Consider the following 13,482-nt stretch of genomic DNA (forward strand, 5'->3'; position numbering starts at 1 on the left):
GCCGTGTCGAAGCCCAGCGAGCCGCACCGCGCGGGGGCCGATCCGCGCCGTCTGCTCGCCCTGCGGCTGCGCCACGCCCAGGACGAGACCGAGGACCTGCGCGCCGCCCTCGCCGCCCGCCCGCTCACCGCCCTCGCCACCGGCGTCCTCGCCGAACGGCTCGGCTGCGGACCCGCCGAAGCCGGCAGCCAACTGCTCGCACTCGCCGAACGCGCCCGGCTCACCCCGCAGGAACTCGCCGCCGACATCCTCACCACGCTGCCCGGCCCCGCCGACGGCGACACCACGCCCGCCGCCACCGCACCGCCCGACCGGCCGCCCGGACGGCCCGAACCCACCGTCGAGGCCGCCCTCACCCAGGCCGCCGCCATGGTCGCCGCCACCGCCGCCGTGCTGTGGACCGCCCGCCCCGGCGGCGTCCTGCACCCCGCCGCCGCACCCGGCTTCGGCGACACCGAACGCGCCGACTGGCGACACGTCCCGCCCGGCCTCGACACGCCCGCAGGGCGCGCCCTGCGACAGCGCACCACCCAGGGCCCCGAAGGCCCGGTCGCCGCCACCCTCGGCGCCGCCCGCGCCCCCTACCGCCTCGCCGTGCCCGTGCACCGCGCCGACGGGCCCGCAGCCGTCCTCGAACTCGCCTGGCCCGAGCGCCCAGGCGACCCCACCACCGCCGAACGCCGCCGCCTGCAAACGATCGCCGAGGTCTGCGCGCTCGCCCTCACCGACCCCGGGCTCGCCACCACCGGCCCCGCCCCCACCGACACCGGCGCCCTCGACGCCGCGCTCGCCCCTGCCGCGCTGCTCGACCCCGAACCCGCCCACGGCACCCCCGCCGACTTCCGCCTCGCCCGGGTCAACGCCGCCTTCACCGACCTCGCCGACCGGCCCCCGCACCGCCTCGAAGGCCGCACCCTCACCGAGACCTACCCACTGGCCTGCGCCGACGGCCTGCTCGACCTGCTGCTCGAAGTGCACGCCACCGGCCGCCCGCAGCACCACGACAGCCTCGCCCTCACCTTCCTGGCCGGTCAGACCCCCGCCCCCGTCCTGCTCGAACTCGCCGCCGCCCGCCACGGCAACCGCCTGCTGGTCAGCTGGCAGCCCGCCGCCGGCACCGACCGCACCGACCACCTGCTGCGCGCCGCCCAACGCCTCAGCCACCTCGCCGGGTTCGAGGAGGACCTGCGCACCGGCGAGATCCACTGGACGCCGCGCACCGCCGACCTGCTCGGCCTGCCCGCCGGCACCGCCCCCGTCCCGCTCGCCGCCCTCGCCGCGCACGTCCACCCCGACGACGAACAGACCGTCCGCCGGGTCGTCAACTCCGCCGTCCAGCACGGCCGCGCCGACTCCGCGGTCTTTCGGATGCGACACCTCAGCAGCTACACCCACTACGTGCGCCTGGTCGCCGAACCCGTCCTCGACGCCCACGGGCACACCGCCGCCGTCCGCGGCGCCTACCAGGACGTCTCCGCCCAGCACTGGACCGAGACCGCGCTCGCCGCCACCACCGAACGCCTCGCCGACACCCGGCAGGAAGCCGCCGACAACCACCGCCTCGCGCTGCGCCTGCAACAGGCCATCCTGCCGCCCGCCCCGCCGCCGCTGGAGAGCGCCGGCCTGCGCGCCGCCGTCCGCTACCGGCCCGCCTCGCAGCGCGACCGGGTCGGCGGCGACTGGTACGACACCACCCTGCTGCCCGACCGCACCGCGCTGCTGGTGGTCGGCGACATGGCCGGACACGGCGTCGAGGCCGCCACCGGCATGGTCGCCCTGCGCAACGCGCTGCGCGGCCTCGCCTACACCGGCGCCGGGCCCGGCCGCCTGCTCGGCTGGCTCAACGAGGCCGCCGCCGACCTCACCGACGCCACCGCCACCGCCGTCTGCGCCCGCTACCACCCCGACACCCGCACCCTGCACTGGGCCCGGGCGGGCCACCTGCCGCCCCTCCTGCTGCGCGACGGCACCGTCGGCCCGCTGCCCATGCCGCACGGCATCCTGCTCGGCGCCGCCGAGGACCCCGAGTACGAGGAGGCCCGGCACACCCTGAGGCCCGGCGACATCCTGGTGCTGTACACCGACGGCCTGATCGAACGACGCGACCAGTCCGTCGAGGAAGCGCTCGACCACCTCGCCCAGGTGCTCGCCGAACCCGCCGCCGACCTCGACACCCTGCTCGACCGGGCCCTGGAACTGAGCGTGGCCGACACCGACGACGACACCTGCCTGATCGCCGTCGAGGTCCTCGGCACGGTCCTCGGCACCACGAACGACACGTCGGACCACGCGTCCGACCCACCCGCACCGGCCGCACCCCCGACCGGGACGACCTGACGAGAGACGGAGGAGAGCAGCCATGACCATGATCCAGGAGACCGTCGAGGTGGACGTCCCGCTGCACACCGCCTACAGCCAGTGGACGCAGTTCGAGGACTTCCCCCAGTTCATGGACGGCGTCGAAGAGGTCACCCCGCTCGACGAACGGCACAACCACTGGCGCACCAAGATCTCCGGCGTCAGCCGCGAGTTCGAGACCGAGACCGTCGACCGGCAGCCCGACCGGAAGATCGTCTGGCGGACCGTCGGCGGCGACACCGACCAGATGGGCATGGTCAGCTTCGCCCGGCTCGACGACGACCGCTGCGAGGTGCGCCTCGCGATGGACTACGACCGGCAGGGGATGGCCCACCACACCGCCGACACCACGGGGATCATCGACCGGCGGGTCCGCGGCGACCTGGAACGGTTCAAGTCCTTCATCGAGGAGCGTGGCGTCGAATGAGGACCCCGGGTTCGCGTCCGGCCGGGTTTGAGGCCCGCCACAACGGACAGCCGCCCCACATGGACAGAGCATGCTGCTCAGGCCCCGCCGACTGGCTGGACGCCCCCACCCACTGGACGTTCCTCGACCCGGTCGCCGACCGCCTCGCCGACTTCATCCAGGCCCTGCCGCTCGGCCGGGTGCGCGACGTGCTGCACGGCGTCCCGCTAGGCCACCCGCTGCACCCGGCGCTCGTCGACACCCCGATCGGCTGCTGGCTGGCCGCCGGAGTGCTCGACCTCACCGGCGGCGACGACCGGGCCGCCCGCACCCTGACCGCCGTCGGGCTGATCAGCCTGCCGCCCGTCTTCTGGTCCGGCTGGGTGGACTGGTCCCGGCTGCCGCCCGCCCAGCGCCGCCTCGGCCTGGTGCACGCCGCGAGCGCCGCCACCGCCGCCATCCTGCACGGGTGCTCGCTGCGGGCCCGCTGCCACGGCCACCCGCTGCGCGGCCGGGTGCTCGGACTGAGCGGCACCACCCTCGTCGGCCTCGCCGCCGGGCTCGGCGGACACCTGGCGTACCGGCACGCTGCCGGCGCCGCCCACGCCGAGGCCGAGTTCCGGCTCGCACCGCCCGACTGGCAACCGCTCGGCGACACCGCCGAGTTCCCCGAAGAGGTCCCGGTGCGCCGCCGGCTCGGCGAGGTCGCCGTGCTCGTCGTGCACGGCTCCGACGACAGCTGGACGGTCCTCGCCGACCGCTGCACCCACACGGCCGGATCGCTCGCGGACGGCGAACTGATCGACGGCTGCGTGCAGTGCCCGGAATGCCAGTCCCGGTTCCGGCTCAGCGACGGCCACCCCGTACAGGGCCCCGCCACCGCCGTACAGCCCCGCTTCGAAACCCGGATACTGGCCGACCGGCTGGAGGCCCGGCCACCCCGATGACCACCGTCCAGGACCTGCTCGACCGGCACGGCACCACGTACGCCGAGCAGGCCGGCATCCGGCTGCGCGACACCCCCGCGCCGCTCTACCAACTGCTGGTCCTCACCCAGCTGTGCGCGATCCGGATCCGCGCCGACACCGCCGCCGACGCCGCCCGCGAGCTGTTCGCCGACGGGCTGCGCACCCCCCGCGCGATGACCGGGTCCAGCTGGCAGCAGCGGGTCGACGCGCTCGGCCGCGCCCACTACGTCCGGTACGACGAGAGCACCGCCACCGCGCTCGGCGAGGGCGCCGCACTCGTCCGGGAACGCTGGCACGGCGACCTGCGGCGGCTGCGCGAAGAGGCCGAACGCGACCCCGCCGCGATCGGCCGGCTGCTGCGCGAGGTGCCCCGGATCGGCCCCGTCGGCGCGGACATCTTCCGCCGCGAGGCCCAGCTGCTCTGGCCCGAGCTGCGCCCGTTCTTCGACCGCCGCGCCCTGTCCGCCGCTGCCGGTCTGGGCCTGCCGCGCGAGCCCGACGCGCTTGCCGCGCTGGTCCGCCCCGACGACCTGGCCCGGCTCTCCACGGCGCTCGTTCGGTCCACCTTGAGCTGATCGGCGGTCGGCCAGGTGGGCGCCGGGGACGGAGCTGGGCAGACGCGCTGACGGTACGTTCGGAACCGCCGGATGTTCGGGACGGTTCGACGGAGGCCGAGATGTCCGCACCGCAGCGCCAGTCCACCGTGGCCGTGGAGACCGACGTCCCCGGCAGACTCGACCGGCTGCCGTGGTCGCCCTGGCACTGGCGGATCCTGATCGGCCTCGGCACCGTCTGGATCCTGGACGGCCTGGAAGTCACCATCGTCGGCAACCTCGCCGCCCGGCTCGCCGAACCCGGCAGCGGCATCGCCATCAGCACCGCCCAGGTCACCACCACCGCCGCCGCGCTGTACGTGGCCGGCGCCTGCTGCGGCGCGCTGTTCTTCGGCTGGCTCACCGACCGGCTCGGCCGCAAGAAGCTGTTCATGGTCACCCTCGCGGTGTATCTCGCCGCGACCGCCGTCACCGCACTCTCCTGGACCGCCTGGTTCTTCTTCCTGTGCCGCTTCTTCACCGGCTTCGGCATCGGCGGCGAGTACGCGGCGATCAACTCCGCCATCGACGAACTGATCCCCGCCCGGGTCCGCGGCCGGATCGACCTGATCGTCAACGGCAGCTTCTGGATCGGCGCGGCGATCGGCGCGTTCGCCTCGATCGCCCTGCTCAACACCGCGCTGTTCGCCACCGACGTCGGCTGGCGGCTCGCCTTCGGCATCGGCGTGGTGCTCGGCCTGGTCATCCTGCTGGTGCGCCGGCACGTCCCGGAGAGCCCGCGCTGGCTGATCACCCACGGCCGCCGCCGGGAGGCCGAGAAGATCGTCACCGAGGCCGAGAAGACCGTCGAACGCGAGACCGGCGAACCCCTGCCACCGGTGGACGAACCACCGATCCGGATCCGCGAGCGCGGCCCGATCGGCTTCGGCACCATCACCCGCACCCTGGTCGCGCACTACCCGCGCCGCACCGTCCTCGGCCTGGCGCTGTTCATCGGCCAGTCCTTCCTCTACAACTCCGTCACCTTCGGTTACGCCGCGATCCTCACCACCTTCTTCGACGTCCCCGCCGGCGACACCGGCTACTACTTCGCGGTGATCGCCGTCGGCAACTTCCTCGGCCCGCTGCTGCTCGGCCACCTCTTCGACTCGGTCGGCCGCAAACCGATGATCGCCGGCACCTACATCGGCTCCGGCGTCCTGCTGTTCGGCACCGCCTGGCTGTTCCAGCGCGGCTCCCTGGACGCCGCCACCATGACCGCCTGCTGGACGGCCGTGCTGTTCCTCGCCTCCGCCGGGGCCAGCGCCGCCTACCTCACCGTCAGCGAGATCTTCCCGCTGGAGACGCGAGCGCTGTGCATCGCGTTCTTCTACGCCGTCGGGACCGCCGCCGGTGGTATCTCCGGCCCGCTGCTGTTCAACGGCCTGGTCTCCAGCGGCCAAGTCGGCGACGCCACACTGGCGTTCTGCATCGGCGCCGCGCTGATGACGCTGGCGGGCCTGGTCGAGGCACTGATCGGCGTCAAGGCCGAACGGCGCAGCCTGGAGTCGCTGGCCGCGCCGCTCAGCCAAGTGCCGTCCGAGCGGTGACGGTGCGTCAACCGTCGCGCGGGGGTCGCGTCAGCCAAGCGTCCACTGCTGGGCGGGCGTGCTGTTGCAGGTCCACAGCTGGAGCCGGGTGCCGTCGGCGGACGAGCCGTTGGGGGAGTCCAGGCACTTGCCGGAGCCGGTGTTCACGAAGGCGCGGCCGCTGCCGTACGACCACTGCTGCGCGCCGGTGCCGTTGCAGGTGTACAGCTGGATCGCCGCGCCGTCGTTGTGCGAAGCGGCGTCCACGTCCAGGCACTTGCCGAGGGCGCGAACGGTGCCGTCGCTGCCGACCGACCACTGCTGGGCGGCGCTGCCGGTGCAGTTGTGCAACTGGATCGGCGTGCGGTCGGCACTGGAAGCCCCCGCCACGTCCACGCACATGCCGCCCGGGCCGGTGATCCGGCCGGTGTAGGGCACCGGGCCGGTGCCCGACGTGGTGGCGTGCACGTAGTCGACCACCATGGTCTGCGGGAAGGCCGACGACCCGTCCGGGCTGCCCGGCCAGTCGCCGCCGACGGCCAGGTTGAGGATCACGAAGAACGGGTGGTCGAACACCCAGCGGTTGCCGCCCAAGTCGGCCGGGGTACGGGTCTGGTAGGCGTGGCCGTCCACCGACCAGGTCACGGCGGACGGGCTCCAGTCGACGGCGAAGACGTGGAAGTCGTCCGCGAAGGACTGCCCCGCCGGCAGCGAGTACGGCGCGCCGATGCCGCCCGCGCCCGAGTAGCCCGGCCCGTGGATGGTGCCGTGCACGGTGCCCGGCTCGCGGCCGATGTTCTCCATCACGTCGATCTCGCCGCTGTAAGGCCACTGCACCGTGCCGATGTCGTTGCCGAGCATCCAGAACGCCGGCCAGATCCCCTGCCCGCGCGGGATCTTGATCCGGGACTCGAAGTGCCCGTACGCCTGGGCGAAGCTCCGGGCGGTGTTCAGCCGGGCCGAGGTGTACTGGCAGGTGCCGTACCAACAGCCCAGCCCCGCATCGGTGTTGCGCTTCGCCGTGATCACCAGATGCCCCTGGCCGTCCAGCGCGGCGTTCGCCGCACCCGCCGTGTAGTACTGGAGCTCGTGGTTGCCGTTGCCCGAACCGCCGGTCTCCACCGTCCACTTGGCGGGATCGACCGCGGATCCGGCCGGGCCGTCGAAGTCGTCGCCCCAACTCTGTGCGGCGGTCGGTTGGTTGGCGATCGGCGTGGCGACCGGGGCGGCGTGGGCAGCCGGTGCGGCCGGGGCGGCGCCGAGCAGCGCGGCGGCCAGGAGAAGCGCGAGGCCGCCGAAGGGTCGACGGCGGGTGGACGGTGCAGCAGTCATGGACGAACCCGCTTCCTGCTAGCGCTCGTTGACGATACGCCTGATGGTAGGAACGCGCTCTCGCCATGGCAATGTCAAGGTAGCGGTCGCCGCGTGACGGATTTCGATCACCTGCTGTGCACAATCGGTCGCCGCGTGTGAGCGGTGCGGCTTGTGGGCACGGGCACCCCGCAGCCCCCTCGCGGATCGGAGCTCACGGTGAACCTGGCACGCAGCTCGGAGACGGGCGCCGGCCATGCCCTGGTGCTCGGCGCCGGCATCAGCGGCCTGTGCGCCGCCCGGGCCCTCTCCGAGGTCTACGACCGCGTCACCCTGGTCGAACGGGACACCCTCACGGGCGACGGCACCGTCCGGCGGGGAGCGCCGCAGGGGGCGCACGTGCACTCGCTGACGGTCCGCGGCGCGAACGTCCTGGAGGAGTTCTTCCCCGGCTTCGCCGACGAACTCGCCACCGACGGCGCCACCTTGGTCACCGCGCTGAGCGAGGTCGACATCGTGTTCTTCGGCTCCCTGCTGCACAAAGTGCCGCTGGGCACGGTCCTCCAGGCCGGGCGCCCCTTCCTCGAGGAGCGCCTGCGCGCCAAAGTCTGCGCGGCGCCCAACGTCACCCTGCTGGACGGCCGGGAAGCGACCGCCCCGCTCACCGCACCCGACCGCACCAGGGTGACGGGAGCCCGGCTGGCACGCCCGGGCACCTTCGAGGACATCGACGCCGACCTCGTCGTCGACGCCATGGGACGGGCGGGCCGAGGCGCCACCTGGCTGGCGGCACTCGGATACGACAAGCCCACCGAGCAGCGCCAGCGCGTCGACGTGGCCTACGCGAGCCGCCGCTACCGGCTCCCTCCGGGCGCCCTCGGCCCGAACAAGGCCCTCCTGGTCGGCGCGACCCCCGCACGCCCACGCGGCCTGGTCCTCACCCAGCAGGAGGACAACCTCTGGGTGCTCTCCCTGTACGGATTCGGCCGCCAGGACCACCCGCCGACCGCACCCGACGAATTCCTGCTGTTCGCACAGGAGTTGGCCACCGCCGACGCGTGGGAAGCCCTCCGGAGCGCCGACCCGGTCACCGGCGTCGCCTCCTTCGCGTACCCCCACTCCGTGCGCCGGCACTTCCACCGGCTCCGCCGCCTCCCCGACGGCCTGATCTCCATCGGCGACGCGATCTGCAGCCTCAACCCGATCTACGGCGCCGGCATGACCGTCGCCGCACTCGAAGCCGCCGCTCTGCGCGACTGCCTCGCCGACGGCACACGAGACCTCCCCCGCCGCTTCTACCGGTCCGCCGCGAAATCCGTGCAACTCTCCTGGCTCTTCGCCACCCTGGCCGACCGTTCCATGCCCCAAGTCCCCGGCACCCGCCCCGCGTTGGCCGCCCTCCTGGCCAAGTCCTTCCGCGCCACCATGCGAGCCGCGGCCACCGACCCCAAGGTCGCCGCCGCCGTCTGGAACGCCGTCAGCCTCACCGGCTCCCCGGCCGACCTGGCCCGCCCGCACATCATCGCCGCTACGCTGCGCAACTGGCCGCGCGAGAAGCCCGAAGGCTAGCCCAGAGCGACGCTGAACACGTCGCCGTGCCCCGGCCGGCCGTCGCGTTCCTCGCGGCTGTCGACGACGAGCGCCGAGACCCGCAGGGCCTGCACGGCGGGCCGTCGTGGTCTTTCCGGCCCCGGGGAGGCCGACCATCAGGAACAGTGTGGGCACGCCCCGATGGTGTCAGCCTGCCGATCTGGACGGTCACCCGATTGTTGCCCTCACGGGACGTTCCAGGCGGCGATGACCGGGTGGCCGTGTTCGGTGGCGAGGGTGCTGAGGGTGCCGGGGTGGGGGTGGCCGAGGAGGCCGGCCGCGGACGGGGCGAGGTCGAGCCAGCGGGCGGCGAGGATGCGGGCCAGGTGGCCGTGGGCGACGACGGCGACGTCACCGTCGGCCAGCAGGGGGCGGATTCGGGCCAGTGCCGCGTCCGTGCGGGCGGCGACCTGCTGGAGCTGCTCGCCGGGGAAGGCCGCTCCGCCGGGGATGACGCCGTCCCGCCACAGGTCCCAGCCCGGCCGGGACTGTTCGATCTGGTCGGCCGTCAGGCCCTCGTAGCCGCCGTAGTCCCACTCGATCAGGTCGGGGTCGGCCATGACGTCGGACAGGCCCGCCAGTTCGGCCGTCCGCAGGGCGCGGCTCAGCGGGCTGCTGAACACCGCCACCGGGCGGCGGCGGGCCGCGAGTCGCGGCGCGAGCGCCCGGGCCGTCGCCTCGCCGGCGGCGGTCAGCGGGACGTCGGTGCGGCCGGCATGACGGCCCGACAGGCTCCACTCGGTCTGGCCGTGCCTGATCACTGTCAACTCGCCCATGGCTGTGCAGGTTAGCCGATGATGTGATCACCGTGGCGGGAGGTATGCGCGATGCGGCAGGCTGACCGTCATGGAGACGACGCCGTTGGCCGATGGAGATGTTCGCTGGGTGTTTCCGGAGCTGGAGCGCCCTGCCGAGGTCGAGGCGCTGCTGCGCGAAGCGGGCGCGCTGATCGAGGCGCTGGCGGAGCGCTTGGGCGTCCGGCCGAGCTGGACGGGCAGCGGGTTGGAGTTCTGCCGCCCGGGCGGCGAGCCGAACGCGTCCCTGTTCGGTTGCGCCGAAGTGCCCGAGGTCTCGTTCGTCGTCGACCTGGAGGCGGAGCGTGGTGCCGTGCGGCGCTGGGAGGTCGAGGCGAGGATCTCCGTGCGCTGCGACCACGCGGGGCCCTGGGACTGCGGCCATCACACCATCGAGGAGAGGTCCGCGTCGTTCGGCTCCCCGGCGGCCGCAGCGCGAGGCCTGGTGGAGGCGGTCGCGTGGTTGCGGGAGCGTTGCGCGGCCGAGCCGCTGAGCGTCTGGCGGGAGCGGGACGACGAGCCCGGGGAGCGCCGGTCGGTGTCCTCGCGGGCAGTGTGACAATCGGGGCGTGAGTGAAGAATTCGTCGACCTGGGGTTCGTGACGGCGCCGTCCGGTGTGCTGGTGTTCGGCATGGCGTCGTGGATCGACTACTGGCCCGAACTCGGGCTGCCGCTGTCCGAGCGGGCCGCGGCGGCTGCGGCGTCCGGTGGCGGCCATCTGTGGGACGGCGAGTGCGAGGCGGTGGCCGTGCCGGCGGCCGGGGACCGGAAGTTGGCGGTGCGGGCGCAGACCGCGCTCTCCTGGTACACCGAGGAGCCGGTGATCTCGCTGCTCGAGGTCGACCTCGGCCTGACCTGGGCCGGGGTTGACGACGTCCCGATCCCGCTCGGGGACCTGCCGGTCGACCGGTGTGGCCTGGTCCTCGGCGACGGTGTGGCGCTCGACGCCTGGATCGGGATGGAGGGCGAACCGGCCGACGGTCTCGCCGACCTCACCTACTGGGGGCTCCACGGGCCGGACGCCCACGCGCAGTTCGGCGGGCAGGAGTTCACGACGGACGGCACCTGGGGCTGGCTCGACCTGCCGGTCACGCAGGCGGAGGCGCGCGCGGCCGAGATCGAGGCGTGGCGGGGCGGCCTGCGGAGGGGAAAGGGCGTTGCCGTCACGGTCAGCAAGCACACCGACTACCACCTGTTCCAGCGTGCCGGCGCGAACCACCCCCTGCTGGCCGGAGCGATCGAGGTCGGCGGCTGCCAGGTGCTCGGCATCGACTGGGAGCCGGCCGACCACTCGATGACCCATCACGGCGAACGGGCCCTCGGCCAGGTCTACCCCGTCACGCTCGAAGCGGACGGGGCCGGCGGGACGGTGCTGCGATGGGCGGTTCAGCCGACTGATGAGCACGAGGACTGACGGTCAGGTGGCCTCGCCGCACAGGTCCGCGTCGCCGCGACGACTGCCAGGCTGCTCGGGATCGTACATCGCACCAGCATGCCCACCGGCGTCGATGTCGACAAACTGTGCGGGTGCCCGATGAGTTCGTCGGTGCAGGCGTGCTACACAGGCGCATGACATTCTTCCGTGACCTGAGCCCGTACACCTATTCCGAACGGGAAGTCATTGCCGACGGGCCCTATTTCGCGACGTTCGCCCCCACCTACCGCAGGGTGAACGTGGGGTGGCTGAGCAGATGGCACCGATACTCGAGCGGCGCCGCCCCGGAGGGTTTCCTCGTCCGGCTGCTCGACATCGTCCAGTGGCAGCGCGTGAACGGCACGCGGGGGTTCCACAGTTGCGGGTTCTGTCCGCCCTGGCGGCGGCAGGACGGGGCGTTGACGGTCGAGCACCAGGGTGGGGCCGTCGCTCTGGGGTCCAGCGAGATTCGTGTCCCGGGCCGGGCCGGCGAGGTCTTCGCGGCGCCGACGTTGGTGGTGCATTACGTGAGCGCGCACGGGTATCTTCCGCCGCCGTCGTTCGTCGAGGCGGTGCCGGCCTGTCCCGAGGGGTGGATGTCCGGGCCGGACGCGGCTGGGGTGCCGGACGGGGCGGAGCGGCAGGACTATTCGGCTCGGGTCGGGGAGGGGTAGCCGGACCGTCAATTCGCGAATACCGGGAGCCGTGGTCAATTCCCTTGGCGGAGCCGGCAGCTGCGGCCCATTCAGCGGTGGGGGACGCGACTTTCCAATGACGGCGTTGATCACTAAGGTCTGGGGTCTGTGACCACGAGTGAACCCGGCGACGACCTGTGGGCAGAGTTCGTCAGGGAGTTTGAGAAGAACAACGCGGTGCACGAGCCGAGCGCCGCGGAGCGGGCGGCGGCGGCCCGGCAGCGGCCGGTGCGGCGGCGTTCGCGGCGGTGGCTGGTGCTTCCGGCGGCGGCCGTGCTGCTGGCGGCGGCGGGTGCGACGGCGTACGTGATGCGGCCCGCGGAGAAGAAGGCGCCCGTGGTGGCGGCCGGCCCGTCGGGGGTGGCGGGTGCGGCGATCCCGCCGGCCGTGTTCCCGAAGCAGGTGCAGGGGTTCACGCTGGTGGCGGCCGTGCAGAACCCGAGTTGCACGGGCCCGGACACGGTGGGGGCGACCCTCGCCGGGATGATCGCGCAGGGGAAGGGGTGCCTCGGCGTCGATCTGGCGCTGTACAAGGACGCCGACGGCAACCAGTACAACCTGGCGCTGTTCACCATGAAGGACCCGGTCGAGGCGCTGCACCTGGTGACGTTCCTGGCCGGCAACGCCGACACGTACCAGGTCGCCGTCCAGCTCCCGCCGAAGGACTCCGGCCTGCGCGAACTGCCCGCCGACAGTGGCCTGGTGCAGAACTTCGGGTCGTACGGGCACGGCATGCTGGTCGGTATGGCGCAGTGGTCGGACGGCCGCACCGCCGACTTCAACAAGCTGGCGGACCGGCTCAAGCCGCTGACCGATGCCGTCATGAAAGACATTCCGGCCTGAAGAGAAGCATGACGATGCGTCAACTCACTTGAACCGTCCCGGGCCGGTGGCCTGCTCGGTTAGGGTGAGGCTGCGCTTCGGTGCGGCGGCGGACGCGGTCGTCGCGGGGCGGGGGAGGAATGGACGCGGTGGTTCCGAGCACGGTGCAGCAGTTGGCCATCCTGGTGGCTCTCGTTCTGCCCGGGATCTTCTACCAGGCCGTCTCCGACCGCCTGCGCGGGCCGCGGGCCTCCGAGCAGGAGCCGCAGAACCGTGCGCTGCGGGCGGTCGCGATCAGCGGTCTGCTGGACGCCGTGTACGCGGTGGTCGCGGGGCCGTGGTTGGCGCGGCTGTTGACCGGGGGCGACGGCGGGCCGCTGGCGGGGGTGCTGCGGCATCCGCGGCAGGCGGGGCTGGCGGTGCTGCTGCTGGTCGTGGCGGTGCCGGCGGGCGCGGCCTGGGCGGCGGCGGCCGTGCGGCGGCGGCGCGAGCGGGCGCACTACGAGCCGACGCCGACGGCCTGGGACTTCCTGTTCGCGGACCGGGACCCGTGCTTCGTCCGGATCCGGCTCAAAGGCGGCCTGTGGGTGGGCGGTTGGCTCGGCTCGCGGTCGGCGGTGTCGGCGTTCCCGCAGCAGCAGGACATCTATCTGGAATCGCAGTGGCGCCTGGGCAGCGACGGGACGTTCCTCGGCAAGGTGCCCGGCACCGCCGGGGTCTACGTCAAGGGCAGCGAGGTCGAGGTGCTGGAAATGCTGGCGCCGCCCGAGTCGGTGGAGGTGCCGGTGACACGGAGGGAGCAGAACGATGGCAGCGAGCAACCCGAAGAAGCGCGGCAGTGACGACGACCTGTCGCTGGAGGCCCTGATCGAGGAGCACGGTTCCCGCCGGATCTTCCGGATCGGCGGCGGCTCGACCGAGCCGGACCAGGGCCCCGAGGGCGCCTCCGGCACGGCGCAGAGCGAGAAAGCACCCGAGAACGGCAGTTCCGAGTAGCCCGC

Annotated in this window: 14 protein-coding genes; 12 read left to right on the forward strand and 2 right to left on the reverse strand. The window is 73.2% G+C overall.

All coding sequences use genetic code 11. The features are described 5' to 3' along the window. The first annotated feature begins 3 nt into the window (after positions 1 to 3). The 5 genes from ACGFWJ_RS05695 to ACGFWJ_RS05715 all read left to right on the forward strand — a co-directional run bounded on the left by ACGFWJ_RS05695 (position 4) and on the right by ACGFWJ_RS05715 (position 5,875). Positions 4 to 2,337, forward strand: a complete 2,334-nt coding sequence (locus ACGFWJ_RS05695) for a SpoIIE family protein phosphatase (RefSeq protein ID WP_392945618.1) — start codon at positions 4 to 6, stop codon at positions 2,335 to 2,337. A gap of 22 nt (positions 2,338 to 2,359) precedes the next feature. Then, positions 2,360 to 2,785, forward strand: a complete 426-nt coding sequence (locus ACGFWJ_RS05700) for an SRPBCC family protein (RefSeq protein WP_392945620.1) — start codon at positions 2,360 to 2,362, stop codon at positions 2,783 to 2,785. A gap of 59 nt (positions 2,786 to 2,844) precedes the next feature. Continuing rightward, positions 2,845 to 3,711, forward strand: coding sequence for a Rieske 2Fe-2S domain-containing protein (locus ACGFWJ_RS05705; protein WP_392945622.1), 867 nt, complete (start codon positions 2,845 to 2,847; stop codon positions 3,709 to 3,711). Continuing rightward, positions 3,708 to 4,307 (forward strand): endonuclease, encoded by a 600-nt coding sequence (locus ACGFWJ_RS05710; RefSeq protein ID WP_392945624.1) that lies wholly within the window; start codon positions 3,708 to 3,710, stop codon positions 4,305 to 4,307. Before ACGFWJ_RS05705 ends, ACGFWJ_RS05710 begins: the two co-directional genes overlap by 4 nt. A gap of 101 nt (positions 4,308 to 4,408) precedes the next feature. After that, a complete protein-coding gene (locus ACGFWJ_RS05715) occupies positions 4,409 to 5,875 on the forward strand; it encodes an MFS transporter (protein WP_392945626.1) in 1,467 nt (488 codons plus the stop codon). Positions 5,876 to 5,905: 30 nt separating this feature from the next. Here ACGFWJ_RS05715 and ACGFWJ_RS05720 read toward each other — a convergent pair whose 3' ends face one another. Further along, entirely contained in the window at positions 5,906 to 7,186 is a 1,281-nt protein-coding gene (locus ACGFWJ_RS05720; RefSeq protein ID WP_392945628.1) for a ricin-type beta-trefoil lectin domain protein, read from the reverse strand. 198 nt (positions 7,187 to 7,384) lie between these two features. Here ACGFWJ_RS05720 and ACGFWJ_RS05725 point away from each other — a divergent pair, with 198 nt between their 5' ends. After that, positions 7,385 to 8,734: an NAD(P)/FAD-dependent oxidoreductase gene (locus ACGFWJ_RS05725; RefSeq protein ID WP_392945630.1), complete on the forward strand. Its 1,350-nt coding sequence runs from the start codon at positions 7,385 to 7,387 to the stop codon at positions 8,732 to 8,734. Between the two features lie 206 nt (positions 8,735 to 8,940). On the opposite strand, the gene ACGFWJ_RS05730 is transcribed toward ACGFWJ_RS05725, so the two are convergent. Then, entirely contained in the window at positions 8,941 to 9,531 is a 591-nt protein-coding gene (locus tag ACGFWJ_RS05730) for a histidine phosphatase family protein (RefSeq protein WP_392945632.1), read from the reverse strand. A gap of 70 nt (positions 9,532 to 9,601) precedes the next feature. Between ACGFWJ_RS05730 and ACGFWJ_RS05735 the strand changes: the two genes are divergently transcribed. The 6 genes from ACGFWJ_RS05735 (at position 9,602) to ACGFWJ_RS05760 (ending at position 13,477) form a co-directional block, all read left to right on the forward strand. Then, positions 9,602 to 10,108, forward strand: a complete 507-nt coding sequence (locus tag ACGFWJ_RS05735) for a hypothetical protein (RefSeq protein ID WP_392945634.1) — start codon at positions 9,602 to 9,604, stop codon at positions 10,106 to 10,108. Positions 10,109 to 10,118: 10 nt separating this feature from the next. Next, positions 10,119 to 10,964 carry a hypothetical protein gene (locus tag ACGFWJ_RS05740; RefSeq protein WP_392945636.1) on the forward strand — a complete coding sequence of 282 codons (846 nt, stop codon included), beginning with the start codon at positions 10,119 to 10,121 and terminating at the stop codon, positions 10,962 to 10,964. A gap of 113 nt (positions 10,965 to 11,077) precedes the next feature. Continuing rightward, on the forward strand, positions 11,078 to 11,638 hold the full coding sequence (locus tag ACGFWJ_RS05745) for a hypothetical protein (RefSeq protein WP_392945638.1): 561 nt from the start codon (positions 11,078 to 11,080) through the stop codon (positions 11,636 to 11,638). A gap of 129 nt (positions 11,639 to 11,767) precedes the next feature. Then, positions 11,768 to 12,502, forward strand: coding sequence for a hypothetical protein (locus tag ACGFWJ_RS05750; protein ID WP_392945640.1), 735 nt, complete (start codon positions 11,768 to 11,770; stop codon positions 12,500 to 12,502). 128 nt (positions 12,503 to 12,630) lie between these two features. After that, positions 12,631 to 13,323 carry a DUF6338 family protein gene (locus tag ACGFWJ_RS05755; RefSeq protein WP_392945642.1) on the forward strand — a complete coding sequence of 231 codons (693 nt, stop codon included), beginning with the start codon at positions 12,631 to 12,633 and terminating at the stop codon, positions 13,321 to 13,323. Continuing rightward, positions 13,289 to 13,477: a hypothetical protein gene (locus ACGFWJ_RS05760; protein ID WP_392945644.1), complete on the forward strand. Its 189-nt coding sequence runs from the start codon at positions 13,289 to 13,291 to the stop codon at positions 13,475 to 13,477. The genes ACGFWJ_RS05755 and ACGFWJ_RS05760 overlap by 35 nt, the downstream gene beginning before the upstream one ends. Positions 13,478 to 13,482: the final 5 nt, after the last annotated feature.

Source organism: Kitasatospora sp. NPDC048407, assembly GCF_043200475.1.
Taxonomy (GTDB): domain Bacteria; phylum Actinomycetota; class Actinomycetes; order Streptomycetales; family Streptomycetaceae; genus Kitasatospora.